We start from the raw sequence: 26,285 nt of genomic DNA, 5'->3' as shown, positions 1-26,285 counted from the left end.
CGTGGCCCCCTCGCGTTTCCTGTATGCCGCCATCACGCACCCTGCCGGGTTCCCGAAGGGCCTCTTGCTGCTACGGGTCGGGAGCGTACAGGGCGCTGGGGAGGGAGGCCGGCACTGGCCTAGCCAGATGAGGCATCAGCCACGTCCCGACCTTAGGCGAACACCGAAGCGCCTTTAGGAGGCAGGTTCCTCAACAAGCGTGCCAATCAGCTCAAGAAACCTGTCGCGGGCAGTGCCGTTAACTTGGGCCAAGAAATCCGAAACGCTCAGTTCAACTTCATCCACGTTCTTGCCGGCCGCCCACCCGTGAATGATGAAAACCCTCCGGCTCTCGGTGTCCCGAGCTAGGTAGTAGAACGTCTCGTCGTGATTGCCTTTCTCGTGTCGATGAAACTGCTTCCTGACGACTGCCATCCTAAACCTCCAGTGAGCATGCCATTGTCGGACGCCCACCTACCGCGATAGCCGGGCCTGCGGCATTTTCCAACTACGCCTTCCGGTAGTCACGTGGGGTACACCCTGCTGTGGCGCAGCGGTCCAATAGGCCCTGCCCATATGGGCCGTTCCAGATCGAGTCGAAATCGTTCCGCACGAATGGCCCATTGACATCGACCGACAACTCTAAGAGTCTATCGGAACGATAGCCGCTCTGGAGACATGCCATGCTCATTGGATACGCCCGCACCTCGACCCTCGACCAGACAGCCGGCTTGGACGCTCAACAGCGCGACCTCACAGCGGCCGGGTGCGAGCGGACCTATGTCGAGCAAGTGTCGTCAGTGGACGTAGGGGAGCGGCAGGAGCTTGCCCGTGCCCTCGACAACCTCCGGCCGGGTGACGCCCTCGTGGTTACGAAGCTCGACCGCCTCGCACGCTCGATGGCGCACCTGATGGACCTCCTGAAGGTCATTGAGGGCAAGGGCTCAAGCCTCCGCATCCTGTCCATGAGCCTCGACACCGGGACACCTACGGGTCGCCTGATGCTCAACGTGCTGGGGAGCGTGGCGCAATTCGAGCGGGAAATCATGTTGGAGCGCCAGCGGGAGGGCATAGCCAAGGCCAAGGCGGCCGGGAAGTACAAGGGCCGGGCTCCGACCGCGAAAGCGAAAGAGGTTCAGGTTGCCGAGCTGGCGGCTCAGGAGGTCAGCCTATCGGAGATTGCGAGGCGCTTGGGGATTGGCAAGGCGAGCGTCCACCGCATCCTGAAGGCTCGGAAGGAAGCGCAGGAGGCGGCGTAGGCCCTCACGAGTGCCATCAGGTCCCCCGCAAGAGCCCGTCAGGAAAGGCGGGCTTTTCCTTGTTGCCGCCCTATCGTGGGAGCTTGTGCCAAGCGTTCAAAGCATCGTCGGGAACCTGCCAGCGACGAATGTCGCCATTGGTCGGATTGCGGCGGTTCCATTCAGACGCTTGCCAGATTGCCGAGGCTTCCTCGCCTGTTAGGACGAACACCCGTGCGGCGGCAGGATCGGGCAATGCCGCAGGCAATCGAGGGGCTGACACCAAGAACCAAATGGAGCTGGCGCTGGCGTCGGGACAGGTCCGGACAAACCACGTCGGCCGCATGGCCCTGTCAGCTTTCACCTCCGCAGAGAAGGTGAGCCCGCTCGGCGTTGTGATACTCAAGTCCGCCTGCCGAGCGTTGTTGTTGGTCGGGACAACCCGATAGCCTCTTTCCGTCAAAGCGTCGGCCACCAGCAACTCACCGATGAAGCCCGTGGACTTTGCAATGAGGCGCTCCAGAAAGGGACCGTGTCGTCGTGCTATCTCAACGATGTCCAAGCCGTCGGCCTCCAACGGGAAGGGGCTGGTCATTTGCCACTATAGGTCTCCCGCGTACAGGCCAGTTGCCGCCATGCCCGCTACACCACTGCCCGGCAGTCCTTCCCGGCCGTCCCTGCGGGCTAGGCTATCCGATACCGATCGACTCATTTCTGTGATGAGTTGGCTCTGATCGAGTCAAAAAACTGATTAGACCGGAAGCGGATAAGGACTCAAGAAAGAGTAGCCATAAGGCTGTCTTTATGAGGCTCCGCCGTGAACAACCAAAGCTCTTGCACCGCTCAGCAACAGAACTCAGACGCCCTTGCATCGTTGTTCGGCCTTGAACTCTATCCGATGATCGCTGGCTTTCAGCATCTCAATTCAAGACATCCGCGCTTAGACGTGGAAGCCACCGCTATCTTCCTCGATGTCATGCGTAAGGGCGACCTCACGATGCCGAAGGCGGAAGCCGTCGCGAGCACGGAGGGGCTCGCCTTTCTCAAGAATGCTCAGCTCATCAACGTGGCAGAGGTCGAAGACGCGTTCGCAATCGCGTTGACCGGCATAGGCAGGGAGCTTGCGGCGGAACTCCTCGACATTTTCGAGACCAAGGCCAGCCCGCTCCAATCGTGAAGTGACTTCACTTTTCGATGCCTACCCGGCCGGGGCGGAGCGATCCACTCCGGCTTTCCTGTCTTCAGGAGAGGCTCCCATGCCCGCAATTACCTTCATCCTCGGGGTGCTCCTCGTGCTGGTCTATTCGCCGAGCCAGAAGGAAATCGTCCGCCACGCTCTGAGCTATTGCGGCGAGGACCATCCCGAGAACGGCCGCCCGAGCTACTGCCCGAAGAGCTGCCCATGAGGACGCATTCCCCCAGGACGAAACCTGCCAGCGCCCTCCCGCCTCTTGCACGCCTGCTCCTAGTCCTCCAGCGGCTCAATCAAATCCACGACCGATGGGAAATGAGGTCGGCCGCAGCGTTCCTGCTGGTTGCCTGCCGGGGAGAGATAACAAAGCCCGAGCTGGAGAAGGCCCTGACGATGGGAGCCGGCAGTGGGTATCGGAACATCGTGTTGATGGAAGATGCGCTGTTGGTCCGGACCCGAAAGGAGAAGGGTGTGCTTGTGGTGAGCCTGACGGAGTACGGCAGGGGCGTTGCGGGGGAGATTGAGGGGCTGATGGGCGGGCAGAGCAATTAGGGACCACCTTTTGGAAAGGCCAGACCGCCAACTGTGAAGTCCGCTTCAGGTCGATTAGGTTGCACCTTCACCTACCCAAGCCAAATCCGGGGCGCAGGCCACGCGCTGCGAACCCGACCGCCGATTGGGGACCGCCTACACCTACCCGATCCGAAATGCAGAGTGACTTCATCGTTCCGGTCCTCGGCCAAGGCGCTTTGGCAAGCACGGATTAGGTTGCACCTATAACCAACCAAACCGCCAACCAAGGCCGACAATCGAATAGGGACCACCTACAGCTATCTGAGACCCGCAACAGCCGGGACGACTACGCCAAGACACCACGCACAAGGGGGCCGTGACAGTCTTTTATCCTCCCAAGGTTATGGGAGGGGGCATTAGATAGAAGGATACCTGAAGGTCCCTACAAGAGGGACTTAAGGTTGTTCCTTACTTCTTCCTCTTATCCTCTCTCTTTAGGGTTATCTTGCAGGTCTTCCTTCAGGTTCACCTATAGACCGGCAGAGCCGGGGTCGATGAAATGTGGAGTCACTCCATATTCCCTTGCCCCCCGATCCTCGTCCTTGGTTTCTTCAAGGATGGTCTTCCCCTTCAAGGATGGTCGATCCCGAAGGGCGAAGCCCAATAGACCGGAGGTCCTAGGGTAGCCCCCAAAGCCCTCCCGCAGCCCCCTTCAGACACCTTCAGGCAGGTCGGCCGCGCTTTTTCGCGCGTGTCTCTGTTTGGATCAGTCGTCTCTCAAACTCACTGATAAGCATAGGAAACACCTCCCCATGACATACGAGGCTCTCCGGCCTCCCGCGCCCACCACCGATGAGCGGGACGGCTCGCCCCTCCTCCTCATCCCCCTAGCGAACTCCGACAGGTTCGCCCGCATCTCACCTTCAGACTACCAGAAGGTCCTCTCGGCAGGCTTCTCGCCAAATTGGTATCTCAACCTCGGTTACGTCACGACCTACAGCGCCGCGTCAGGTTACGCGAAGGTCTCCCGCATCATCCTCGGGATCGCCGGCAAGGGCCACCGGGCCATCCGAGTCACCCACGACAACGGCGACCAGACGGACCTCCGTCGCGGGAACCTCGTCACGAATGAGGTGAAGGAAACCAAGCCCCGCTACGGTCGCGATGATCGTCGCCCGCAGGCCAAGGCCGGAGCCGGGTGGCGTAGATGACGGTCGGAGCACGCCCCCGCCTTCAGACTGCCATTTCCCGCTACAGGTCTCCCGCGTACAGGCCCGTCGCAGGGTTCTCGGCTACTACCGTGGCCGAAACGAAGAGCGCCCGTCCATGACGGAGACGTTCGCCACCCCCGAGTCCCTTCCTTATAGAAGAGACATCATCGCCCACTTCGACGGCTCTTGTCTCGGCAACCCCGGCCCCGGAGGCTTCGCTGCAATCCTGCAAGATGAGGCATCCGGCAAAGAGGCGACCATCTCCGGCCCCTGCGGCAAGAACACTACGAACAACAAGGCGGAGCTGACAGCCGCCCTGAAGGCCCTCCTCAAAATCAAAACCGGCGCTCACGTCACGATGATCGGCGACTCCGAATACGTCATCAAAGGAATGAGCGAGCGGCTCGCACGGTGGAAGAGGAACGGCTGGCGCACCTCCAGCGGCGGCTTCGTTGCGAATGTCGAAGAGTGGAAAGCCCTTGAGGCCGCTGCCAGCAAGCACGCCCAGGTCGAATGGGTTTGGCAACGCGGCCATGCGGGTTGTCCACTCAATGAGAAGGTTGACGGACTCGCGCGCGCTGAAGCTGAGAAGCTCAAACGTTCAATCAGATAACCTCGCCACTGACTTTCATGCCAAAGCAACATGGAGCGTCACTTCAACAATGGAGTCGCACTTCACTATTCTATACTAGAAATAATACTTGACGCCTATACGGTATTGGATAATTTGAAACTCATCGACCACCCAATCCCCGAGCTACCCAATCCCAATGGAGAGACAAATGACTCAAATCATGAACATCGACCTTGAACTCCGCCGCCTTACCGATGATCGCTTGATTTCTGACGGCCTATACCTCTTGCTCTCATCAGAGTTTGATAGGTTCGAGCGAAAGGTAACGGACAGCGAAAAGCTCAACATCGCTTCTTGCCTGACCGCTCTACTTGATCCGATCCTGTGGCACTCGAATACCCGCTCGGAGATTGCCGCCAAGAACCTCGCGGAAGCCCACACAGTCATCGAGCGTCAGATGGTGGCAGACAGCGCAGAGCCATTGCCTGAGTATTGTGACCACCCGGCCGCGTGGAACCTTTCTGCCATCTTGGACGAGCTTTCTCGGCGGAAAGACGTGACCCTCGCCATGCGCCGCCGCCGAATGTCGCCGGAGATGCGGCAGAGGTACGAGGCAGCATAAGGCATCGCCCGATCATTGACCCGCCCGGCAATCCCGCTTGGCGGGTTTTTTACGCCCTATAAAGGACACCCCAATGCCCACCAAACGCCTACCCGGCTATCTCCTGAATGCCGTCCCGAACATCGCCCTGGCTTCCACGGAATACCTGTCGGCCTATGCCTCGCTGGTGCTCCAGAGCATCGACACAGACGACGGCCAGATTGCCGACGCGCGCGCCCAACTCATCCTCTTGAACGAACGGCTGGAAACCGAAGTCGGCAAGGTGACCGACACCCCTGCCAAGGACCTCTTCGGCATCCTCACGACCCTTCAGACTCTTCGCGACGAAGTCACGCCGCTCGTGTCGGGCTTCCCTGAGATGCACGAGGTCGCGGACGATGCCGGCCGCATCCTTTGCGCGGTCAATGCAATGGCGGAGGTCGGGAGGCGTGCAGCCGGCCGCGAGTGCCTCGTCAAGAAGATCGTCGGTTCCGAAGCGGCCTGACCGCTCCGAACTCTGAAGTCACTTCACATTTCTCAGGCCCGCCCGGCTCTCCAGCTTGGCGGGCTTTCTCATGTCCAGATCAACACGAACGAATGACCACCAGCCCCGCCATCCACCTCACCTACCGCAAGACCTCCTCCGCCCCCGGCAGGCCCTACAACTCCCTCTTCACGGTCACCGACGCCACCGGCCGGGACCTTTGCTCCGCCCGCGTTCCCCTTTGCTCCGCCGCTCGGGTCCTCCTTCAGGAAGGCCACGACCCCGCCTCGATCATCTTCATGACCCGCGAAGGCGATGCGTCATGGTCGCTGAAGGGAACCCTTGGCCTTGTCGCGAAGCTCACCGTCAGAGAGAACGACAGCGTCGGCCCGGTCTTCGCACCGTATGACGCGGACAGGCTGGCGGAGCTGAGGGCCCACAAGCACGCGGCTTGATCCCGCCCCGGATGGCCGCTTCCCGCTACAGGTCTCGGGCCTCCAGCGTCATTCTCGACCCCGCCGCTGACCATGCCCATCCCGACACAATCGGCCGTCCTAGCGGGACACTCGGAAGCTACGCGCGCGATGATTGGAAAATGGCGACACCGGGTCCGCTAGAGCCGGGAAACTGCCAGCCCATGCGCGTCACCGTGTCGATAACCGCGCATATCAGATCGACGACTTGCTGCCTAACCTGCCGCAGGTGCGCCTCGTCTACCGGGGTTTTGAAGAACTCTTTCTCTCGATTAACGAACAAGGGCAACGATTTGCCCTGAGCATCAGGCATTCGCCACGATCCGTGGCAGAGCACATTCCGCATGTTGGAGGCTTCGCGAAGGTCGGCCAACAGGTGGTCTATGTCCACGATCTTCGCTTCTCCGTGCGCTTTCACGGCGTTCCCGTAGGAGCTGATGAGGCTCCCCAAAGCATCCGATAGGGCTCGCTCTAACGTCGGCAGCCACTTGGCGTACGCGGCCTCAATCTCGTCTTCGGGATAGCTTCGGGTCGCTGTGAAAGCGAAAATAGCCTTCCCCAAGACCTCCTCAAGAAACCCGAACGTGGCGACCGTGCGCCCTAGCTCCTCCCAAAATCGAGGACTGTGCGCGTGCGTCGGGTAGTCAGCCGGCAGCCCAGCTTTAGCGACGGCAAAACTCTCACGCTTCTCGGACATTCACTCCCCCTCCGCGACAGGCAACGCCTGCTTCGGAGCCCCATTACACAGGAACCCTATACGCCACCATGGCGGAACCACAGTTCACCCCACGCGCACGCCCGGTCGATACCGTAGGCGTCCAAACTCGCCTATCGGCTCTCCCTACCCCCGTCGCTCCAGTTCGGCCGCTGGCTCCCAACGCTCCGGAGCTTCCGGCTCCCCCGATGAAGGGCAATGCAGACCAGCTCATCGCCTCCCTCGCCGGCTTCAGCAAATCCCTAACCGGCTTCATGGAAACCCGGCAGGCTCAGCAGCGGAAGGACGAAGAGACCGAAGCGGAACTCACTGCCATCCGCGATAACGTGGCGACATGGTCCGACGCCGTCCGTAACGACCCGACGCTTGCCGACAAATCCCCGTACTTCCGGCAGATGTACGAGGCGCGGGTCGCGAGGAACAAGGTCCCAAGGCGCGGGCCTGAAGCTCCTCGCGGACTACCAGAAGTCGGCCATCGCCGGCAGCGAAGACCCCACGGCCATCACCAAGTTCCTGTCAGATGGCCTGAAGCCGATCATCGACAGCGCCACGCACTCGGCAGAACGCGAGGCGATGCTTGACGAGGTCAACCGGGTCTCCCGGCAGTTCTATGGTTCACACGCCAAGAACGCCGTCCAGAACCTCTACTACAAGAACGCCGCCGCTTATGGTCAGGGGGTGGACGGGGCCTTCTCAGAGGCCGCCGTGAAGGGCGGGACAGCGGCGTACAAGACCGCCGATCCTGTCGCCAAGGACCTTCAGCCCCATGAAGCGGCCTTCCTCAACGCCACGGCAGGCGGGGAGAGCGCGGGCAAGTACAACATCCGCTACACCCCGGCAGGCGGCGCAACCTTCCAACTGACGGGCGCCCACCCCGGCATCTTCGAACCTGGCCCCCACGGCCCGTCATCCGCCGCAGGGCGCTATCAGTTCACGAAGACCACATGGGATAGCCTGCCTCCCGAGGCGAAGGGGGACGGCACGTTCTCCCCCGAGAACCAAGACCGGGCCGCTCTCTGGCTTGGCCGCAAGGACTACCAGCGGGTCACCGGCAGGAACCTTGACGAGGACCTGAAGGCCGAGGGCATGAGCCCGCGCATCCTGAAGGCGCTCGCCCCGACATGGCAGGCGTTCAACGGGAACCAAGGCAAGCACGCCGCGACCTATCAGCAGACCCTCAACCGCTACCAGCAGGGCGGCGGCGGGGAGGCTTCAGGCGTCTTCACGCTCGCCCGCACGGTCCACCGGCAGGAAGCCGAAGGTCTCGCGCAGGGGATGTCTCAGTCCGACATCGACAGCCGCACGGTGGACTCCGCCATTTCGGCAGCAATGCGCTACAGGGACGCTTCCTATCTGGAGGTCCCCCTTCAGAAGCGCCCGAACGGACTTGCGGGAGCGGGCGAAGTCCCCGGCATGCGGGACAAGCTCGACAAGGCCCGCAAGGATCTCCACGGGCTGCGGGTGAAGGAGGAAGATGAAGCCTATCGCCGGCAGGAGCGCGACGAAAAGCGCCGCTCCGACAAGGCAACGCAGTTCATCTCGGAGACGCTCTTCACCGCCTTGGAGAAGGGCGAGACCATCAGCCTGTCCCCGCAACTCCTCGCCAAGATCAACAAGGACTTCGGAAACGACACCGCCGACAAGGTCCTTAAAATCCAGAAGACCCTCTCGGACTATCAGGGGCAGGAGGACAATGGCGAGGTCATCCGCCTTGAGATGGAGGCCAATGAGAGCCGGCTCTCCGATGCCGAGCTTCATCGGGCCATCGCGACGGGGACGCTCAAGAACCCCGAGACCGTCCGCAGGCTCCTGAAGACGCAACGGGAGAACCGCAGCGAGTCCTTGGTTGCCGACAGGACCGTGGTGGACATCCTTCAGGACACCGCAAAGCTCGTCGGGGACCGGGGCGAGTTCGGCGTCTTCAAGAAGCCCGAGCTAGCGCAACGGGCGGTGGACAGCCTCCGCAAGAACGTCATCGCCTATGAGAAGGCGAACCCCGGCAAGCCCCGTTCGGAAGCCATCTCATGGCTGATGGAGGAGCAGCAGCGGGTTGTGAAATACTACCTTCCGACCAGCAAGTACAACACGACGCCGCTTTACGACGGCTCGACGCCCGTCATGCCGACCCCGGCAAAAGGTGGAGTGACTCCAGCTCCGGCCGCTCAGCCTCCGGCAGCTCCCGCCAAGTCCGCTTCTCCGTCCACCGCCGCAGCCCCGCAGGCCACCCGCAGGGAACCGACAGAGGAAGTCGATTGGCGGACCACGCCGGTCTTCGAAAGCCTCGCCGCATTCGAGGCCGACAACACAAACCGCCGCAATCCGTCTTCTCACTTCGCCCGATGGGCCAAGCAGAGGGGCTTCAGTCCCGAGGACGCTGCGGCCTTCATCAGCATCCAGCGGTCGCTCCTTTCGAAGCGCCCCGGTAAGTAACCCATGGACAAGACAGCATCACTTTCGACCACGACAGAACCCGCTCCGGCTCCCGAGCGTGACGCCCAGCTTGAAGGGCTTTGGGACCAGCTCGACCAGATCGAGGCCGCCAAGCCCGCAGCTCCCGTAGAGACGGAAGGCGGTGCCCTCGCCACGGCCGGCAAGGTCGCTAAGGACATCGGCGGGGGCATCCTCGAAATCCCCGGCCAAGTGAACCGGGGCGTCGCTACGGCGATCAACGAAACCTCCGGGGCCATGTACGGCCTCGTCACGCAGCCCGCCGTGAAGTGGGTGCATGAGAACCTCTTTGACATGCCGGGCATAGCGCCCGGCATCGTCAGCGGAGCAGCGAACCCGCTGGCTATCCCGCTGGAGACCGCAGTCACCCCGAAGGCCGAGACGGTCACGGGCGGGCTGGTCAAGGAGGTTTCTCAGTTCGCCTCCGGCTACTTCATGGCCGGGCGCTTCCTGAAGATCGCGGGCATGGCCGCCCCGACCACGACAGGCGCAACCATCGCCCAGGGCGCGGGCAAGGGCGCACTCGCGGATATGTTCTCCTTCGATCCGCATGAGGAGCGGCTGTCCAACTTCATCGAGAAGAACACGGCCCTTCGCGATCTGGTCACGCAGTTCCTCGCTGCACGGCCGGAAGACAGCGAGGCCCTCGGCAGGCTGAAGAACGCCGCCGAAGGTCTTGGTCTCGGCATCGCGGCGGAGGGTCTCATCCTCGGCTTGCGGCTGACCAAGGCCATCCGTGCAGGGAACCGTGAGGAAGCCCTGAAGGTCTCCGACGAGATGGAGCGGGCAGGCTTCAAGCCGGAAGAGGTGGACCTGTCCAAGGATCGCCTGCCGGATGACCCCGCCAAGCCTTCAGCCGAGAGCGTCAGGCCCGCCAACGACAATCCCGCAGGGGATGGCGCGGGGAAACCCGAAGAGCCTGTACGCGCCCGGCAGGAGTCGGCGGAGGCCAGCGCGAAGGCCGGTGAACCGGACCCGACCGTCTCGGCTCCCGTCAACGACAACGCCGTTCCCCGCGACCTCCCGCTCAAAGTGGACGAGACCAAGCTCCGCGAGAGCATTGAGCTGTCCATCACGGAAACCGCCTATGGGCAGGGCCGGAACCTGTCGGGTATCCGCACGGACCTCATCGAGAACGGCGACGACCTCACCGCGATCATGTCGGCCACCCAACGCCTCTACAAGGAAGAGCTGACCAAGCTACGGGGCGGCGACGTTCTCACCCATGCCGAAATCAGGCAACAGGCGGATAGCCTCGCGGACATCGTCGGGACTGACTCCACGGCCTTCATGGAGCGCATCGCGACCACCGCGAAGAACATGGAGGACCTCCCGTCCACCATGCTCATGTACCGGGACGTTCTGGCGACGGCCTATCAGAAGCTCGTGGACGTGGCGAAGGTCTACCACGACCCGCTTGGCGGGGTCGGGCCTTACGCGAACCGGGCGGAGGTCACGGCCGCCTTCGTGAAGAACTACGAAATCGCTGCCAACATCCAAGGGTTCTATCGCGGTCAGCAGACGCAGATTGCCCGTGCTCTCGGGGCTATGCGGATCAACGCGAGGTCGGACCTCGGGGCACTGAAGGACCTCGACGGGGACTTCCTGCGGACGCAAGGGGAAGACCGCCTCCGCAAGATGGCAGGCCAGATCATCACCGGGGCCGACAACGGGGCCGATGGGATCAACCTGAAGGGCGTCTCGCAGACCATCCGGGGCGGGTTCGGACAGAACCTCGTCAACGCTCTCATCAACTTCCGCACCAACGCCATGCTGTCGGCCCCGAGCACGCAGACGATCAACCTCGTCAGCTCGACCATGGCGGCGGCGCTACGCCCTGCGGAGAAGTTCATCGCCGGAGCGCGGCTCTATCGCACCGACGCCGGCCGGGCTCAGATGCAGGAAGCCGCGATCCAGTACGGGACCATGATTGCGTCCGTTCGTGACGGCGTCTCGGCAGCAGCCAAGGCGTTCCGCCTCGGGGAGCCTGTCCTTGACGCCGGCCGGGCTCGGATCGAAGTCGCCCCGTCGCTGCCCTCGACCACGTTCAACATCAAGAACCCCGTCGTCGCCCGCGTGGCGGACGCCCTCGGGACCGTGGTGAACCTGCCGGGCCGGACCATGATGTCCATGGACGAGTTCGTGAAGCAGGTCTCCTATCTCGGGGAGGTCCGGGCCTCGGCCTATCGCGAGGCATTTGAAGAAGGCTCGTGGAAGACCGGCGACTTCAGCAAGTTCGGCCAGCACGTCAGCAAGCGGGTTGACGAGAGCACCGACGAGCTTGGCCGGGCGCTCAATGCAACGGCGCTGGAGAAGGCCCGCGAGAGCACCTTCACGAATGACCTGAAGGTCTCGACGTGGTTCGGCAATCCGTCGCTAGGCGAGAGCGTTCAGCGGTTCGCGGGCAACCACCCGTCCATCCGCGTCGTCATGCCCTTCATTAGGACTCCGACGAACCTCGTCAGGTTCGCTTGGGATCGCACTCCGGGGCTCAACATGGCCCGCAAGGAGTTCAATGCGGCGATCATGGGCGAGCGCGGGGCTCAAGCTCACGCCGATGCTGTCGGCAAGATGGCGATGGGCGGCTTGCTCTGGACCTCCGCTATCAGCCTCGGGATTGAAGGCCGGCTCACCGGCAGCGGCCCGGCGAACCCGCATCAGCGCAAGGCACTGGAGGCCACCGGCTGGCGTCCCTATTCCATCCGGACGAAGAACGCTGACGGCTCGACCGGGTATCTCAGCTATCAGCGGCTCGACCCCTTCGCCATGTTCCTCGGCATGTCGGCGGACTACGCCGAGCTGTCGGGACAGTGGACAGATGAGACGGTCGGAGAGTTCGCCGGTCAGGCGAGCATCGCCATCCTGAAGCAGCTCACCAGCAAGTCCTACCTGCAAGGGCTGACGGAGGTGCTGGACGCCCTGAAGGACCCGGAAAAGGACTTCGCGAGAACCTTCCGCAACATGGCGGGTTCCTTCGTCCCGAACGCCTTGAGCAGGGCGAACCAAGACCCCTACATGCGGGAGGTCCGTTCCGTCCTCGACGGGCTGAAGCGGAAGACGCCCGGCTTCTCCGAAGAGCTGGACCCCGTCCGCAACATCCTCGGGGAACCCGTCACTCCTCCCCCAACGCTTGGACCGTCCTGGCTCTCACCCGTGGTCAGCGACACCCACCGGGGTAACGATCAGCCCACCGCCGAAGCGTGGAAAGCCAGCCCTCGGGATGACCTGAAGGATGAGCTGGCGAGGCTCTCCCTCATCGGGGACAACGCCTTCGCGCCTCCGGGCAAGACAAAGGGCAATGTGGACCTGACGGAGTTCAAGAGCACGGTCACCGGCAAGACGGCTTACGACCGCTATCAGGAGCTAACAGGGCTCGTGAAGCTGGACGAGAAGACGCTTCAGGAGACCATGCAGGAGTTCATCAGGTCCCCGGAGTACCGGACGGAACTCACGGATGGCGACGAGGAGTATGACGGGAGCCGCATCAAGGTCCTGAAGGCCATCCTCGGAGCTTACCGGCAGGCGGCGGAACAGCAGCTTGGCGAGGAAAACCCGGAGGTCCGTGAGGCGATCATCAAGGATCGGATCAGGGCGCACCGGGCGATGGTGCCGGGCGGCGGCGACGAAGAATGAAGTGACTTCATGTTTGGAGCCCCGGAGGGTGAAAGCTCTCCGGGGGCCATCACTCAAGCATGGTCGTTCCCGCTGTGGACCAGAGCATCGCCCAAAACTGTTGGTCCCAATCCGTTTCGTGGCCGTCAAGATACTTTGACGTTCCGAGCGCCTGCCCAAACCGGCGGATTAGCTCCGAAAACTCAGGGTCGTCGGCAGTAGACGTTGCCACCCATATCCTTCCTAAAGTGTAGGTTAGGATTGCATGGAACAGGGTAATTCGCGTTGCCTTTTGAGGATCATAAGCACGCGGTGCGTACCGGGCGATAAGCTCCGTACCCTCCTTGCCAACCTTGGATTGTCCGATCAGGTGTATCTGCCATTGAGCAAGCGGGGACGAGTAGTGCGCGTACGGCTGGATCGCCCTCGCTAAGTGCCCCATGTAGACGGCCCAGGTCTCGGTCCACAGCCCCGCTCCGTAGGACGGCCACACATTCTCACTGAGCCATTTTCGCACCTCGCCGGGCGACGCTCTGTCACCCTCCCATTTTGCGAGCATATCGGCCGCGCCGGCTTGACGAGCGAGCCCCAGCTCAACAATGGAAACGGCCTCCAAACACTGCCGCGTCAGGGATAATGCGTTCGCATGCATACCCTCTCGGTTGGCTTGGTTGGCCAGAGTCAACGAGTCGAGAATGAACCAATGCGCCTGCATCGGAAGATGCTTGGTTTGCAGCGGAAGCTCCACCCGCTCTACCGACCGTGCGATGCGCTCCATTGTTTCGCGAGTCGCGCGATCAGTCAGCGCGAACCACTCGGGGGTAGCCCCGCTCTGCATCGTCAAACCTCCCCGGCCGCTGGCGCTGCCTCGTCGTCCAGTCGATACCTCGGGAACCGCTTCATCGCCGCCGCGAGTAAGCCGTTGGGATGCTCGTACTTTCTTGCGGTGCGCCCCACGGAATGGCCGGCAATCGCATCTCTGATCCGCTCCTCAATCTCGACCCCGAGGGCCTCAGTCTTCCACGTATGACGCCATGCGTGGTTGATCCGCACGTCTTTGGCGATCTTCGTTTCGTCCCGTAGCCACTCCGCAATCCTGATCGACTCAAGGGCGGCCCGGCTCGTTAGAGCGTCCTCTTTTTCGCGACGCGACGGATCGTAGAAAAGGGCACCACTCTTCACGGATCGCAAGAAATCAAGAAAGCCCTCGGCAATCACATGTTCATGCAATGGCACGCGGCGGTAGGTTCGGTTTTTCACGCTGCCCGCAGACGGCGTGATCCGGTAGAACCAAGTTCCTCCTTCTTCCCAAAAGTCCTCGCGGCGTAGCTGCGTTGTCTCTGTGATCCGCGCTCCCGAATAGGCGCATAGCCACGGGCACCAGCGGCGGGCATTTCTCCGGGCGTCGTGGACAGTGGAGTCATCGGCAGCCTTACGGGCCGCTTTGAGTATCTTCCTGACTTCGGCCAGGGTGAAGAAGGGCTCACGATCACGGATCGGCTCGGGAGCTTTGATGTCCACTTCTGCCGCGATGTTGGCCGGGACAAGCCGACCGCCCAATTTCGACGCCGCCCACCCGAATACGGAGCTGACGGCAGCCACATCGTTCTTCTGGATGATATGGGGTTGGACTTTGTCCTCCCTCTCCCGATGGGCTGCCCACTCGTACACGTTGTCGTCCGTCAAGGAGCGGGCGTCTTTATCTCCGACGAAATCCGAGAATGCTTGTAGCTTCTGCTTGTAACCGCGCAGGGTCCGAGCACCTAAGCGACTCTGCTTCGCCGCTTCAAAGGAATTGAACAGGCCCATCACGGTCAGCTTGGCGGCATCCTCGGGGGCCTTGGGGTTCTCTACGATTTCTCCCGCCTGCCGCTCTACGGACGCCTTTGCGGCCCGTCTGTAGTCCTTCAGGAAACGCAGCGAGAGCTTGCGGTGCTCGGGCGACACCGGGTCTATATCGAAGCCATGGGAGCGGACGAAATCGTCAATCTCGTCTTGCAGACGGGAGGTGTCGCCACGAGCGACCTGTTGGGCTGACGTAAAATCATCCAATTCCACCGTCTCACCGTGACGGCGAAAATCGCGCTCGCTCAGTCCGTCGCTGCGGAGGTCTTCGTCCTCTTGCATGAGGTGAGCGAGCCAAAGCTGAGCGAGTCGTTCGATCTCGAAATCGCTGATCGTCGTGCGATCCGGCTGCTTCGTACCTTCGCGGATGGCGGAGATGCGCCCTTCGACTGACGACAGCCACTTGCCGAAAGCCTCTCGCGCCTGCGTCTCAGTGAGATGGGCAGGCCAGACAGGTTTGTCTTCGCGCTTACCGAACTCTCCCCGGCAATCCTCGGGGATGGCCTTTCGGGATTTCCAGTTCCCCGTTTTGGGGTCTCTTGTCAGCTTAGCCATGCGGAGCGCGAACGCCATTATGTACCGCCCTTTTGTACCTGAAGGGGCGGCCCAAGGCCGAAACTCGCGTAAAATCAACGGACATCGGGAAATCCAGTGGTCGGAGTGGCAGGATTTGAACCTGCGACCCCCACGTCCCGAACGTGGTGCGCTACCAGACTGCGCTACACTCCGATCAACTGGTGGCCGGCTTATAGCCAGCGTCGCGCCGCAGCGCAACAGGGCGAAGCGCCTCTTCTGTGGATTTCTCGAGAGCCTCGCCGGGGCCCGGTCGCGTCGGATGCAGCCTCCTGTGAGAAGCTGTTGTCGACGGTTGCACAGAGCCGCGACGCACACTAGAACGCAGCAGCGCGTTGGGGCGTCGCCAAGTGGTAAGGCAGCGGTTTTTGGTACCGCCATTCGGAGGTTCGAATCCTCCCGCCCCAGCCATCACAATCAGCGAAAATTGGCAAAAGGTGCCGCAACTGCGTGTACCGGCTACTCCTGTCGCTGGGTGTGCAGCCGCTGCGACCAACCCCTACAGGTTATGAGCCCCGGCTCCAAGCAGCGCCCTCAGTTCAACGGTCGTGCGGTCGATCAGGAATTGCTGGTAGCGATAGAACATTTCCTCGCCCATGGGCGTCGCGAACGAGTTGGCGTATCGCTGACACCGCTCGCGCAGCCTGGCGAGACGATCCAGAATATCCTTGATCGCGTCGCGCTCATCGGCATCCGGCAAGGCGGGCTTCGTCGGGCGACGCGGGGCGGGCGCATGGCTGACAGCGTCCCCCGCCACAAGCTTTACTTCGGCCTCAAGCTTCTCGCGCGCAGAATCGAGCCGCCAAAGGCGAAAGCGACTGATCCCCTTCAGCAGGTTGAAGAGGGCCGTGACGGCCATGACGAGGTAGATCCAATAGGCTGGCGACATGAGGTTCACGAGCCACGGAAAATAGCGGTCTACAAATTCCGGCTCGCCAGTCAGAAAGAACTGCCTCGCTTCGGACGATAGCGGAGCCTCGGTCGCCGAACTCGTTGAGCTCGGCGGGTTGCTGCGCACGAATGTCGGAAGCGCAGCGGCCAGAAGCACCAGCAATTCGATGCGGTCGGCTCTCTTCGCGCATGCGTGGGCCAGGACGAGCGTGTTGACCTGCGGCACCAATTTGTCGGTCGCAGGGGCCTGGCGCATCAAGTCGTATCGGCCGGCCGGGACCCGCCCGAGGGTCGGCCAGGGATAGCGGTCGGTCAAACCTCTCAAATCTCGGAGCTCGATGATTTCCAGATCATACCGACCGATGATCGTGCGCAAGAACTCGGCATCATTTCTCATGACATAGGCGGCAATATCGAGATTGCCGAGCGCGACGAGCTGCGCCTGCTCCTCCAAATCGCGATAGGACGTTCGAATGTCGAGCGTCTTCAAGTCGGGATCGGCGAGCAGTTGGCGTACGAGATACGCTGTGCCCGAATTCTCCGGGCCTATTCCGATGGAGGCGCCCCGCAGATCGGAGAAGGTGACGAAGGGGCGATCGCGCCGCGCCAGAAGAAGAAGCGACTCTGGCTCAGGCAGGCGCCCCAGTAGCTCAAGCTCGGCCTCGGCGGGCACTGGAGTGCCGTCCTGAACGAAGGCAAATTTTTCGACGCAGGCCTTCTGGTCCGCCATCAGCCGTTTGGCGTTCTCGATCGAACCCGCCGTCGGGATAACCTCGAGATGTCCCCGGTCGCGCCCGGCCAGCTGCGCCAGGTTCGAAGCGAGCGAATGATAGGCGCCGCCTGGCGCTCCTGTCAGTATCGCAGCGCGAAATGAGCCGAAGTCGCGGACCGTGCTGTAGGACAGAGCAAGGGCTGCGATGGCTGCTGATGCAACAGCAAGCAATAGAGCCCGCAGCACGCCCCTATGCCGTCTCGCGAAACTGCGTTTGTCTGGTCTCGGGGCGTGAACCGGCACGATAGATGTCTGCAGTGGGGGCACTATGATCGCGAGGATCGGCAGATTTGCACGACACTCGCGCGCTCGCCAGTTCTATTGTCACGGGCGACTTGGATCTTGGGACAAGCGACCGCGCTACTGGGTTTGGCCCGTGTTCACCAGCGGGGTGGTCAAGGCATCGCCGGTCGTGCTGGCGGTATCGCTGATCGTGTTTCCGAGCTGCTCGATGCGGCCGTTGAAATTACGGCGGGTATGGGGGTCGACGATGGCGATCGGCGTTGCAATCGCAAGACCAGCGGCTGTTCCAACGGTTGCTGCGGCACCGGCAGTGACGGCCATCAAGCGGTCGCCGAGGCCGACACGGGAATCGGTGATGGACTGGCCGGCGACGAGGCGGGTCCCGATCAACCGCACGACCTCGGGACTCTCCGCAAATTTGCCATGGTTGAGCCGATCGTCTGACCTGAGCTTGGTCAGGTCGAGCACGGTGATGCCTTCGGCCGCCAGTTCGTCGCGATAGGGTTCGGCTTCCGGGTTGATCGCTCCGAGCCGCGCCGTGCCGCCCCAGACACGGCGGGAGACCGCCAGTGCGCGGTCGTCCTGCGAGACGAAGAGGGTGAATTTCGCGCGGCTCTTGCCGATCTCGGCGATCTGGGTGCGAAAGACATCGACATCGACATCGGGCGAGGCGAGCATGATATTGGCGATCTTCGGTGCGATCTGGCCGTTGCGGATCGCCATCTGGCGCAGCGACTCGAGAGTGAGCCAGTTGCCCATGGAATGGGCCAGGATCGAGACCTCGCCGACCGCGGGATCGCGCGCCAGCGCCTGCAGCGTCGCTTCGAGCGCATGGCGCGAATAATTCGTGCTCTCGCGGTCGTAGCCATAAGCGAAGAGCGAGCCGCGCGAGGGCCAGGTGAAAAGCAGCGGCACGACATTGGCATCGGAATCGTGGACGATTTGGGCGAAGCGATAGACCGCATCCTCAAACCGGTTATTGAAGCCGTGGACGAAGACGAGAACGCGCCGCTTCGGGGCCTTCAGTGCTGCCGTGTGCAAGCGTGCCAAGGCTGCCGGCTGCTCGAGACGGTCAACCTTCAGCGTCACGAATTCGCGTTCCGGGTCGCCGGGAAGGCGGCTTGGCCATTGGACCTCACCAACCTTCCGGACGCGCTCGGGCGGGATCGAGACGGTGATCTCGGCGAAGGATGATTTCGCGCCGCGCTCACCGGAAAACAGGATGCCGCTATCGGGATCAGGCGAGCGCGTCGTTGCCACGAGCATGGTGACTTTGCTGGCATCGGGAGCGCCATGCGCAACCGGCGCAAGCACTCCCTGCACATCGCCGGCGCAGCCGGCGAGCAACAACGTCAGTGCCCCAGCCGCGAGCCTCGTGCCATGCCGTCTCATGCAGAAGCCATCCAGATCGCGGGGCCAGGCAGCAGAGCGATCATGGCCGCTCTGCGCATCTTTCAGCAATGCCTGCGGGTCAGTACGGAGCTCGGGGCAGGACATCGCCCCCGAAACGATCGCCGAAATTCGGTGAGCGGCGGTTCTCGCGCACATAAGCCGGCCCGCTGCCTTCGCTCGGCGCAGGGCCGGGATCGAGATAGCTGCGCTCCTGCGGCGTGCGGATCGGGATTCCCGGCTCGTCATTGGCCGCAACGGGCTCGCGCTGGGTGCAGCCGGCAAGAGCGGCGAGCAGCACGAGGGCCGCGGAAGCCCGGCGAAGGGGGGCCCTCGCGGCGCTGATGGTGCTGATTGTGGTGATGGTGCCGCCGCTTGGCATCTGGATAACCCTTCGTGTGGATGAACAACCTGCCACCTCGTGAGCGGGCGATACCGGTCGCATCGTGAGGCCGCATCAAAGCCGGCGGCTGCAGCCGGCGTCAACGAGCCGCCGCGAGATCATGTGGACGGCGAACGCCCGACCCGGTTGCCGATCGGGACGTTCCGGGCGGGACATGTCGTTGGCCGTGATGCCCGATCGCACGGGCGCTGGAGGAGCTGGCGGCTATCGCGCGCCGAGCTCCGCCAGCTGGATTGTTCGCATCAGAAAGGGTTGATGTAGTTGGTGATCGCGATCTGCCGCAGCAGCACCTTGCGAATGACATGGGCGGCCGTGACGCGATCGGTGAAGATGGCGGCATCGCCGGCAGCGCCCGCCGGGAGGCTGTCGGCAAAGGTCTGGTCGTCGAGTTTCACCCGCACGGCGAAGGGGGCTGCCTGGATGGTTTTGGGCGTTACGGCCGCCCCCGATGTCTGCACCTGGCCGGTCGAGATCGCCTGCAGCACACTCTCGACCTTGCCGGTGAAGACCTGCCCTGGCGCGAACTTGAACGTCAGTTCGACCGGCTGGCCAGCTGCAATGTAGCGGGCATCGATCTGCTGGATCTCGACGCCGATGACCGTTTCTGCCGTGTCGACGAAGGCCATGACCGGCGCGAGCGGCAGGTTAGCGACGCGCGCGCCCTTCCGCAGCGCCAGATTGGTGACATAACCGGCGGCCGGAGCACGAACCACCGTCTTGTCGAGGTTCCACCTGGCGCCCTCGAGCTGTGCCTTGAGTTGGTCCACCTCGGCCTGGCGCTGCTCGACGTCGAAGCTGCGGCCGGAACCCGTGCTCTGCAACTGGGTCATCTGCGCCAGGCGCTGCTGCTGCAGCTGGAGCTGCGCTTCCAGCGCCTTGACCTGGGCCTCATAGGGCACGGGGTCGATCCTGAACAGCACGGCGCCCGCTTTCAAGGGCGTGTTCGGCGCGACGGGGACGTCGATCACCTCGCCGGCGACATCAGGGACGATCGCGACGGATTGCCGGACAGCGAGCGCCGGGCCTTGCGGCGCGCCCCAATTCATCGGGATGAACAGGCCGATCAGCAGCAGAAGCAGGACAAGGACCGGCGAGACCTTCCAGAACAGGTTGAACGGCACGATCCGGAATTTCACGAGCACGAAGAGGAGCGCGAGATAGACATTGAGCAGGACAACAATCATCGGGCGAGCTCCTGCGGGCGCGCGGGCACGTCGACACGCGCAGGCACGTCGACATAGGCCCAGATCAGCACCGCTGGCCACAACACGAATCCCAGGAACAGCGTCACCCACCCGCCGACCGCCACGGCCTGAGCCCAGGGATGATTGCGTCGCTTGGCGATCAGACCCGGAAGCATGGCCATGAAGACGATGACGAAAACCGTGCTGCACACGAGCACGACCAGGACAATCCAGGCGAATATATCAAGCGCGCTCATGGGCCTCCGTCCATTCTCGATCTGCACCGGCGGCCGGTTGGCCATGACATCAGGGTTGGGAGGATACTGCCAACCGGCGGAAAGTCGCGGCGATTGTGGTGGTCGTCTGAAGGCACCAGACTAAGGTCGAACAGCCTGTTGTGGTCCGGGCATTCTGCTCTCCCGAGGTCGCCGGGCTGCGTAAGGGCTTCCGCCTGAGACTGCGGCACCCTGGAACCTCCGATGCGAGCCTGCACGGGTCCGCCATGTCCCTTCAGCCAAGTCACTTCGACCGTGTCACTTGGGCGTCGGGCGCCCGCGAAGCCTGCGTGGTCTCAATGCGACATCAAGCAGCAAACGGGTGAAGCCTGCAGCAGATCGCGCGTCATGCCGCCAAACATCCACTCCCGCATGCGGGTGTGGCCATAGGCGCCTGAAACGATGAGATCGGCACCGTTCTCGGTTGCAAAGTCGATCAGTTCGTTGACTGCGTGCCTGGCAGTGTCGGTCCGCAGCACCGCCTTTGCCGCCACACCGTGCAAGGTGAGGTAGTCGCGCACGTCCTCGGCGCCCTGATCTTCGGCGTCTGGGCCGATCGACAGGACAGTGACGGATTCCGCCCGCGTCAGCAGTGGCAGGGCGTCCCGGACGGCGCGCTGTGCTTCCCGCGTATCCTTCCAGGCGACGACGATATGCTTTCCGGAGAGATAGCTAACGCCCGGCGGGACGACGAGGAGCGGCCGGCCGAGAGACATGACCAGATCGCCCGGCGAGAGGCTCATTCCACCCTGCGCCGGGTCATGATGGGCCTGCCGAGCCAGCACCACGAGATCGGCTGCGCGGGCCTGATCGAGAACGAAGCTGCGCGGTGTTTCGATGGCGCTGCGCCAGACGATATCCTTCAGGCCGTCCGCGGCGGCCTTGCGGAATATCGCTTCGGCGCGCGCAAGGTCTTCTGAGACTGCGCGCTTGCTCTCCTCGATCAGGACAGAGTCGACACTCGCCAGGCCGTCGCCGATATAAGGGAGAATGAAGTCTTCTGCGGCGATACCGATCAGCCGGCTTCCGAAGCGATCCGCCAAGGAGGCAGCCAGCTTGACCCGATCCGCGGCCCCGCTGCCGAGGTTCAGCGGCACCATGATGCTGGCATAGTCCGGGTGAGATTTTGCCGTCGCTGTCATCGCATGTCCTCCAAGTCTCGAAGCATCCGCGGAGTCTATGATCGAACACAATGTGCAGGGACGCATTGATGTGGAGCAAGGCGCCCCGTGCACGCCGGCACGGCGCAGATGCCGTAGATGCCTTCAGGCGATGACTGGTTTGACGGGGGCCCTCGGCTTCACGGCAATGATCTGGAAGGGCTGCAGGTCGCCGTCACCGTCGCGGATCGAGACATGATCGCCGACGACGAAGCGGTGCCGGTCGAGCCGGTAGCCAGGCTCGTCATCATCGCTGCTGGAATCGTCATCGTCGATGAACCAGGTCGCACCGCCGGCGCCTCCGGCCCGGCGCAGGAGCAAGCCGTGACGATCCGGCTCCCCCGCCGAGAAACGCCTGACGCGGCAGAAATCGCGCTGCTCCTGCCGCGGCGGCATCGATATGTCCGTCAAGGTCGAGCGGCGCGGTGATCTCGTAGCCATGCCGCGGGCTTCCATCGGGATATCCGCTCGTCCGGGCGAAATGAAGAGTGATGACATAAAGCATGATGGTCGTTCGTCCCTTCTGCCGCTTGGATGTCCATGCCACGATTAGTCGCGCATATTTCGGGCGCGTCCGGTTTGATCTGGCGCAAGGACGTTTCTGCCGGGCCGGCGGAGGTTCTTCGGCGTACTGGAGGATGACATGATCGAAGGCATCAAGAGCATATTGGTCGCGGTGACGGAGGAGGGGCAGACCGAGGAGAACCTTGCTGTCGGCTACGGGCTTTCATTGGCGCGGCAGACGAATGCGCATCTGACGGTACAGGCGGCAGCAAGCCGGTTCTCCGTGCCCTATTCGATGATCGATGATTTCAGCGGCGCGATCGTCGCGTCGGAGAACCGGCGCATCGCCGGCCTCGCGGAGAAGCTGGCCTCCGACGCCAGGTTCGCGGCCAATCTTGCCGGCGTGGTCAGCACGGTCGAGAGCCCTCAGCTGATCTACAGCAGTCTGTTGCAGCGCTTTCTCGACCATGCCCGCATCAACGATCTCTCCATTCTGGATGCGGAGCCAGCGACTCTTGCCATCGACCGTGGCCTGATCGAGACGGCTCTGTTCGAGAGCGGCCGGCCGGTTCTGGTGGTTCCGCCGGGCCATCCCGGCTTCTCCGGAGAGAACATTGTCATCGCCTGGGACGGTGGCGCCAGCGCGGCGCGTGCCGTGGCCGATGCCTTGCCGTTCCTGCGAGCCGCCAAGGCTGTCGAGATCGTCTCGGTCACCGGCGAGAAGGACCTTTCCAACGCGGTCCCCGGCGTCGAGCTGGCACCTCATCTCGCGCGCCATGGCGTCGACGTCACGGTCAAGACGGTGGCGCTCGGCAAGGGGCGCGATGTCGCGACAGCGCTCCAGGCCGAGGCGGCCGAGTTCGACGCCGGTTTCGTCGTGTCGGGTGGCTATCGCCATTCCCGCCTGCGCGAATGGCTGCTCGGCGGCGTGACGCAGTCCCTGCTCAAGAACAGCAAGGTGCCGCTCTTCATGTGCCATTGATCGTTGCGGGGAAAATGGCTCAACTCTGCAAACGCACGGTTGAGCCATTCCCGGCTTGATGCCGGGCGCTTGCAGCCCGGTTTCCGCTCATGAGCATTCGGAATTTCGATGCGCTCTTCAATCCCCGCGCGATCGCCCTGATCGGGGCCAGCAACCAACCTGGTTCGGTCGGGGCGACGCTTGCCGCCAATCTCTATGGCGCAGGGTTCAAGGGGCCGATCATGGCGGTCAACCCGCATGAAACGGCCGTCCGCTCGGCGCTGAGCTATCGCTCCGTTGCCGAACTCCCTGTCACGCCCGACCTTGCCGTCCTGGCGACGCCGGCAGTGTCGGTTCCCGAGCTGATATCAGAACTCGGACAACGCGGCTGCCGAGCCGCAATCGTGATCAGCAACGGCTTTGGCGATACGGCGGCCACGGATGGGCTGCGGCAACGGATGCTCGATGCGGCCAAGGCGCATCTGATGCTGATCGTCGGCCCGAACTGTCTCGGCCTGATTTCCTCCCCCCGCGCGATCAATGCGAGCTTCGCGCATCTGACGCCGCGGCCAGGCAACATCGCCATCGTCAGCCAGTCCGGCGGCATCATGTCGGCGCTGCTCGACTGGGCGGACCGGCGCGACATCGGCCTTTCGCATGCGATTGCGCTCGGCGACACCAGCGATGTCGACGCAGGCGACATGCTCGATTACCTCGGCACCGATACGACGGTGCGCTCGGTGCTGCTCTATGTCGAGAACATTCCCCATGCCCGCAAGTTCATGTCGGCAGCACGGGCGGTGGCGCGCATGAAGCCCGTCGTCGTGGTGAAGGCCGGGCGCAGTGCCGCCGGAGCGCGGGCGGCGCTGTCGCATACCGGAGCACTTGCGGGCGCGGACGCGGTCTATGACGCGGCCTTTCGGCGCGCCGGCCTGCTGCGGGTCGCTGAACTCGACGAGCTCTTCGCCGCGGCCGAGATCCTGGCAAAGGGAGTTCGCGTCGCCGGCGACCGGCTGACAATTCTGACCAATGGCGGCGGCGCCGGCATCCTCGCCGTCGATGCAGTCGGAGAACGGGGAAACCGCGTCGCGACCCTCAGCCCGGAGGTGATCGGCAAGCTCGACAGCGTGCTGCCTGAAGGCTGGTCGCGCGGGAACCCCGTCGATGTCCTGGGAGACGCCACGGGAGAACGTTATGCGGCTGCGCTGGAAGCGCTGCTGGAAGAGCGCGAGAGCGATGCCGTCCTGGTCATCAATTGTCCCTCCGCTGTTGCCGACGGCGCGGAGGCGGCACGCGCCGTGTCCCGGGTGGCCGCGCGACAGAAGCATGTTCCCGTCATGACGAGCTGGCTCGGCGGCACGCTCGCGCAGGCCGCCAGGGCGCATCTGCGGGAAGGCGGGCTCCCGAATTTCGCGACCCCGGAGGAGGCCGTCCGCGCCTTCAGTCATCTCGCCGCCTTCCGGCGAAACCAGGAGCTCCTGCTGGAAACACCGGCGGCTGGTGTCGCCATTGCGCCCCGCCAGGTCGAGGCGGCGCGCAAACTCATCAGGGCGGCCTTGCGCGAGAAACGCACGACGCTGACGGAGCCGGAATCCAAGCAACTGCTCGGGCTGTTCGGTATTCCCACCGTCGAGACGAAGCTGGCGGCGACCCCGGAGGAGGCCGGAGCCTGTTTCGAGGCGATCGCGGCTCCGGTGGCGCTGAAGATCCTTTCGCATGACATCATCCACAAATCCGATGTCGGTGGCGTCGTCCTGGGCCTGAAGAGCAAGGCGGAGGTCGAGGCGGCGGCGCACGAGATGCTGGAGCGCGTGGGCCGGTTTCGGCCCACGGCGCGGATCGATGGCTTTGCGATCCAGCCCATGATCTCCCGACCGAAGGCGCATGAGCTGATCCTCGGCATCGCCCAGGACGAAACCTTTGGGCCCGTGATCTTGTTCGGACGCGGCGGCACCGCGACGGAGGTGATCGGGGACCGCGCCATTGGGTTGCCGCCTTTGAATTCGGTCCTGGCGCGCGACATGATCTCCCGTACGCGGGTTGCACGGTTGCTGGCGGGGTTTCGCGACGTTCCGGCCGTGCCGCTCGAACCGGTCGTCGACATCCTCGTGCGCCTGTCGGAGCTGGTCGTGCAACTGCCCGAGATCATCGAGCTCGACATCAATCCACTACTTGCCAACTACGAGGGCTGCATCGCGCTCGATGCCCGGATCGTCATTGCCGGCAAGAAGGGGCGCCGCCTCGGACTGGCGATCAGCCCCTATCCGCATCGGCTCGAGCGCGAGATCGCGCTTGGCGACGGTACACAGCTCCACTTGCGCCCGATCCGCCCGGAGGATGAGAGTGCTCTCGCCGAGATGGTCGCGCTGTGTACGCCGGACGACCTGCGGATGCGTTTCCTGGGACTGGTGAAGATCTTTCCCCATGCAACGGCAGCCCGGCTGTCGCAGATCGATTATGACCGGGAAATGGCCCTGGTCGCGGGCGAGCCAGGTGCGCCCTATGGGGTGGGGCCGATCTTCGGCGTCGTCAGGATATCGGGCGACCCGGAGCGCAAGACGGCGGAATATGCGATCCTCGTCCGCTCCGACATGAAGGGGCGGGGCCTCGGCTATCGCCTCATGACCGAAATCATCACGCACGCGCGGGAGCAGGGCTACCACCAGCTCTTCGGCGAAGTGCTGGCGCAGAATGTTCCGATGCTGCAGATGGCGAGCGATCTGGGCTTCCGCGTCTCGCATGCCGATGGCGATACGGTTCATGTCGAGCTGAAGCTCGATATGCCGGAGCCGAAATCGTGACCGCGCATTCCCGTTCAATCGCTGAGCCGGGTGCGGCATTGCCGCGCAATTGATCGCGCTGCGGTCGGTGAATCCGTCCCGTTGCCAAGGGGGCCGTGGTGTCAGCTCTGATCTCGCGCCGAGCCCGCGACTTCAAGCCCCCTAGACTTGCTGCTTCGTGCGGAAGAAGCCTGTCGTCGGCGCGATTTGCCCCGGTGTGAGGAGTGGCGCCGTGTAAGGCGTGGCCTGTCGCTTTTCGTTCGTG

Annotated in this window: 25 protein-coding genes and 2 tRNA genes; 14 read left to right on the top strand and 13 right to left on the bottom strand. The window is 63.2% G+C overall.

Annotation, left to right across the window (positions count from 1 at the left end; all coding sequences use genetic code 11):
• Nucleotides 1–174: 174 nt before the first annotated feature.
• Entirely contained in the window at nt 175–414 is a 240-nt protein-coding gene (locus FG93_RS21405; RefSeq protein ID WP_043238095.1) for a hypothetical protein, read from the bottom strand.
• Between the two features lie 248 nt (nt 415–662).
• Between FG93_RS21405 and FG93_RS21400 the strand changes: the two genes are divergently transcribed.
• Nucleotides 663–1,238, top strand: a complete 576-nt coding sequence (locus tag FG93_RS21400; protein WP_043238092.1) for a recombinase family protein — start codon at nt 663–665, stop codon at nt 1,236–1,238.
• Between the two features lie 70 nt (nt 1,239–1,308).
• Here FG93_RS21400 and FG93_RS21395 read toward each other — a convergent pair whose 3' ends face one another.
• Complete coding sequence (locus FG93_RS21395) at nt 1,309–1,812, bottom strand: hypothetical protein (protein ID WP_043238089.1); 504 nt, start codon at nt 1,810–1,812, stop codon at nt 1,309–1,311.
• A gap of 222 nt (nt 1,813–2,034) precedes the next feature.
• Here FG93_RS21395 and FG93_RS21390 point away from each other — a divergent pair, with 222 nt between their 5' ends.
• From FG93_RS21390 to FG93_RS21360, 8 genes are all read left to right on the top strand, one after another.
• Nucleotides 2,035–2,394, top strand: a complete 360-nt coding sequence (locus FG93_RS21390; RefSeq protein WP_152579552.1) for a hypothetical protein — start codon at nt 2,035–2,037, stop codon at nt 2,392–2,394.
• A 79-nt stretch (nt 2,395–2,473) separates the two neighbouring features.
• Complete coding sequence (locus FG93_RS32985) at nt 2,474–2,623, top strand: hypothetical protein (protein WP_161783862.1); 150 nt, start codon at nt 2,474–2,476, stop codon at nt 2,621–2,623.
• On the top strand, nt 2,620–2,961 hold the full coding sequence (locus FG93_RS21385; RefSeq protein ID WP_043238084.1) for a hypothetical protein: 342 nt from the start codon (nt 2,620–2,622) through the stop codon (nt 2,959–2,961). Before FG93_RS32985 ends, FG93_RS21385 begins: the two co-directional genes overlap by 4 nt.
• A gap of 773 nt (nt 2,962–3,734) precedes the next feature.
• Nucleotides 3,735–4,133, top strand: a complete 399-nt coding sequence (locus FG93_RS21380; RefSeq protein ID WP_043238082.1) for a hypothetical protein — start codon at nt 3,735–3,737, stop codon at nt 4,131–4,133.
• Between the two features lie 115 nt (nt 4,134–4,248).
• Nucleotides 4,249–4,746, top strand: coding sequence for a ribonuclease H (locus FG93_RS21375; protein ID WP_052514010.1), 498 nt, complete (start codon nt 4,249–4,251; stop codon nt 4,744–4,746).
• A gap of 169 nt (nt 4,747–4,915) precedes the next feature.
• Nucleotides 4,916–5,329, top strand: coding sequence for a hypothetical protein (locus FG93_RS21370; RefSeq protein ID WP_152579551.1), 414 nt, complete (start codon nt 4,916–4,918; stop codon nt 5,327–5,329).
• A gap of 73 nt (nt 5,330–5,402) precedes the next feature.
• Complete coding sequence (locus FG93_RS21365; RefSeq protein WP_043238076.1) at nt 5,403–5,813, top strand: hypothetical protein; 411 nt, start codon at nt 5,403–5,405, stop codon at nt 5,811–5,813.
• Nucleotides 5,814–5,905: 92 nt separating this feature from the next.
• Nucleotides 5,906–6,247: a hypothetical protein gene (locus FG93_RS21360; RefSeq protein ID WP_043238075.1), complete on the top strand. Its 342-nt coding sequence runs from the start codon at nt 5,906–5,908 to the stop codon at nt 6,245–6,247.
• Between the two features lie 118 nt (nt 6,248–6,365).
• Here the strand turns inward: FG93_RS21360 and FG93_RS21355 are convergent, their stop codons facing one another.
• Nucleotides 6,366–6,962 carry a hypothetical protein gene (locus FG93_RS21355; protein WP_043238072.1) on the bottom strand — a complete coding sequence of 199 codons (597 nt, stop codon included), beginning with the start codon at nt 6,960–6,962 and terminating at the stop codon, nt 6,366–6,368.
• Nucleotides 6,963–7,553: 591 nt separating this feature from the next.
• On the opposite strand from FG93_RS21355, the gene FG93_RS21350 reads away from it, so the two are divergent.
• Together FG93_RS21350 and FG93_RS21345 are read left to right on the top strand one after the other, a co-directional pair.
• The gene (locus FG93_RS21350) at nt 7,554–9,410 is read left to right on the top strand and encodes a hypothetical protein (protein WP_152579550.1); all 1,857 of its coding nucleotides are present in this window, start codon (nt 7,554–7,556) and stop codon (nt 9,408–9,410) included.
• A gap of 3 nt (nt 9,411–9,413) precedes the next feature.
• The gene (locus FG93_RS21345) at nt 9,414–13,061 is read left to right on the top strand and encodes a hypothetical protein (RefSeq protein WP_043238068.1); all 3,648 of its coding nucleotides are present in this window, start codon (nt 9,414–9,416) and stop codon (nt 13,059–13,061) included.
• A gap of 49 nt (nt 13,062–13,110) precedes the next feature.
• On the opposite strand, the gene FG93_RS21340 is transcribed toward FG93_RS21345, so the two are convergent.
• The 3 genes from FG93_RS21340 to FG93_RS21330 all read right to left on the bottom strand — a co-directional run bounded on the left by FG93_RS21340 (nt 13,111) and on the right by FG93_RS21330 (nt 15,614).
• Nucleotides 13,111–13,878 (bottom strand): hypothetical protein, encoded by a 768-nt coding sequence (locus tag FG93_RS21340; protein WP_043238065.1) that lies wholly within the window; start codon nt 13,876–13,878, stop codon nt 13,111–13,113.
• Between the two features lie 2 nt (nt 13,879–13,880).
• A complete protein-coding gene (locus FG93_RS21335; protein ID WP_043238062.1) occupies nt 13,881–15,458 on the bottom strand; it encodes a tyrosine-type recombinase/integrase in 1,578 nt (525 codons plus the stop codon).
• 79 nt (nt 15,459–15,537) lie between these two features.
• Nucleotides 15,538–15,614: transfer RNA gene (locus FG93_RS21330), tRNA-Pro, on the bottom strand.
• Nucleotides 15,615–15,794: 180 nt separating this feature from the next.
• Between FG93_RS21330 and FG93_RS21325 the strand changes: the two genes are divergently transcribed.
• Nucleotides 15,795–15,869, top strand: a tRNA-Gln gene (locus FG93_RS21325).
• An 88-nt stretch (nt 15,870–15,957) separates the two neighbouring features.
• Here FG93_RS21325 and FG93_RS21320 read toward each other — a convergent pair.
• From FG93_RS21320 to FG93_RS21290, 7 genes are all read right to left on the bottom strand, one after another.
• Entirely contained in the window at nt 15,958–17,307 is a 1,350-nt protein-coding gene (locus FG93_RS21320) for a TAXI family TRAP transporter solute-binding subunit (protein ID WP_161783861.1), read from the bottom strand.
• Nucleotides 17,308–17,481: 174 nt separating this feature from the next.
• Nucleotides 17,482–18,756 carry an alpha/beta hydrolase gene (locus FG93_RS21315; protein ID WP_043238317.1) on the bottom strand — a complete coding sequence of 425 codons (1,275 nt, stop codon included), beginning with the start codon at nt 18,754–18,756 and terminating at the stop codon, nt 17,482–17,484.
• Nucleotides 18,757–18,835: 79 nt separating this feature from the next.
• Nucleotides 18,836–19,135, bottom strand: coding sequence for a hypothetical protein (locus FG93_RS21310; RefSeq protein WP_043238058.1), 300 nt, complete (start codon nt 19,133–19,135; stop codon nt 18,836–18,838).
• Nucleotides 19,136–19,398: 263 nt separating this feature from the next.
• Nucleotides 19,399–20,340 carry an HlyD family secretion protein gene (locus tag FG93_RS21305; RefSeq protein ID WP_043238056.1) on the bottom strand — a complete coding sequence of 314 codons (942 nt, stop codon included), beginning with the start codon at nt 20,338–20,340 and terminating at the stop codon, nt 19,399–19,401.
• Nucleotides 20,337–20,597, bottom strand: a complete 261-nt coding sequence (locus tag FG93_RS21300) for a DUF3302 domain-containing protein (RefSeq protein WP_043238316.1) — start codon at nt 20,595–20,597, stop codon at nt 20,337–20,339. The genes FG93_RS21305 and FG93_RS21300 overlap by 4 nt, the downstream gene beginning before the upstream one ends.
• A 314-nt stretch (nt 20,598–20,911) precedes the next feature.
• A complete protein-coding gene (locus FG93_RS21295) occupies nt 20,912–21,757 on the bottom strand; it encodes a universal stress protein (RefSeq protein WP_043238054.1) in 846 nt (281 codons plus the stop codon).
• A gap of 123 nt (nt 21,758–21,880) precedes the next feature.
• Entirely contained in the window at nt 21,881–22,216 is a 336-nt protein-coding gene (locus FG93_RS21290; protein WP_348270489.1) for a hypothetical protein, read from the bottom strand.
• A gap of 202 nt (nt 22,217–22,418) precedes the next feature.
• Here FG93_RS21290 and FG93_RS21285 point away from each other — a divergent pair, with 202 nt between their 5' ends.
• Both FG93_RS21285 and FG93_RS21280 read left to right on the top strand, forming a co-directional pair.
• Nucleotides 22,419–23,261: a universal stress protein gene (locus FG93_RS21285; protein ID WP_043238052.1), complete on the top strand. Its 843-nt coding sequence runs from the start codon at nt 22,419–22,421 to the stop codon at nt 23,259–23,261.
• 89 nt (nt 23,262–23,350) lie between these two features.
• On the top strand, nt 23,351–26,041 hold the full coding sequence (locus FG93_RS21280; protein ID WP_043238050.1) for a bifunctional acetate--CoA ligase family protein/GNAT family N-acetyltransferase: 2,691 nt from the start codon (nt 23,351–23,353) through the stop codon (nt 26,039–26,041).
• Nucleotides 26,042–26,285: the final 244 nt, after the last annotated feature.

Origin of the sequence: Allobosea sp. LC85 (assembly GCF_000735605.1) — a bacterium.
In the GTDB taxonomy this organism is placed as follows: domain Bacteria; phylum Pseudomonadota; class Alphaproteobacteria; order Rhizobiales; family Beijerinckiaceae; genus Allobosea.
This window is presented reverse-complemented; position numbering and strand designations above follow the sequence as displayed.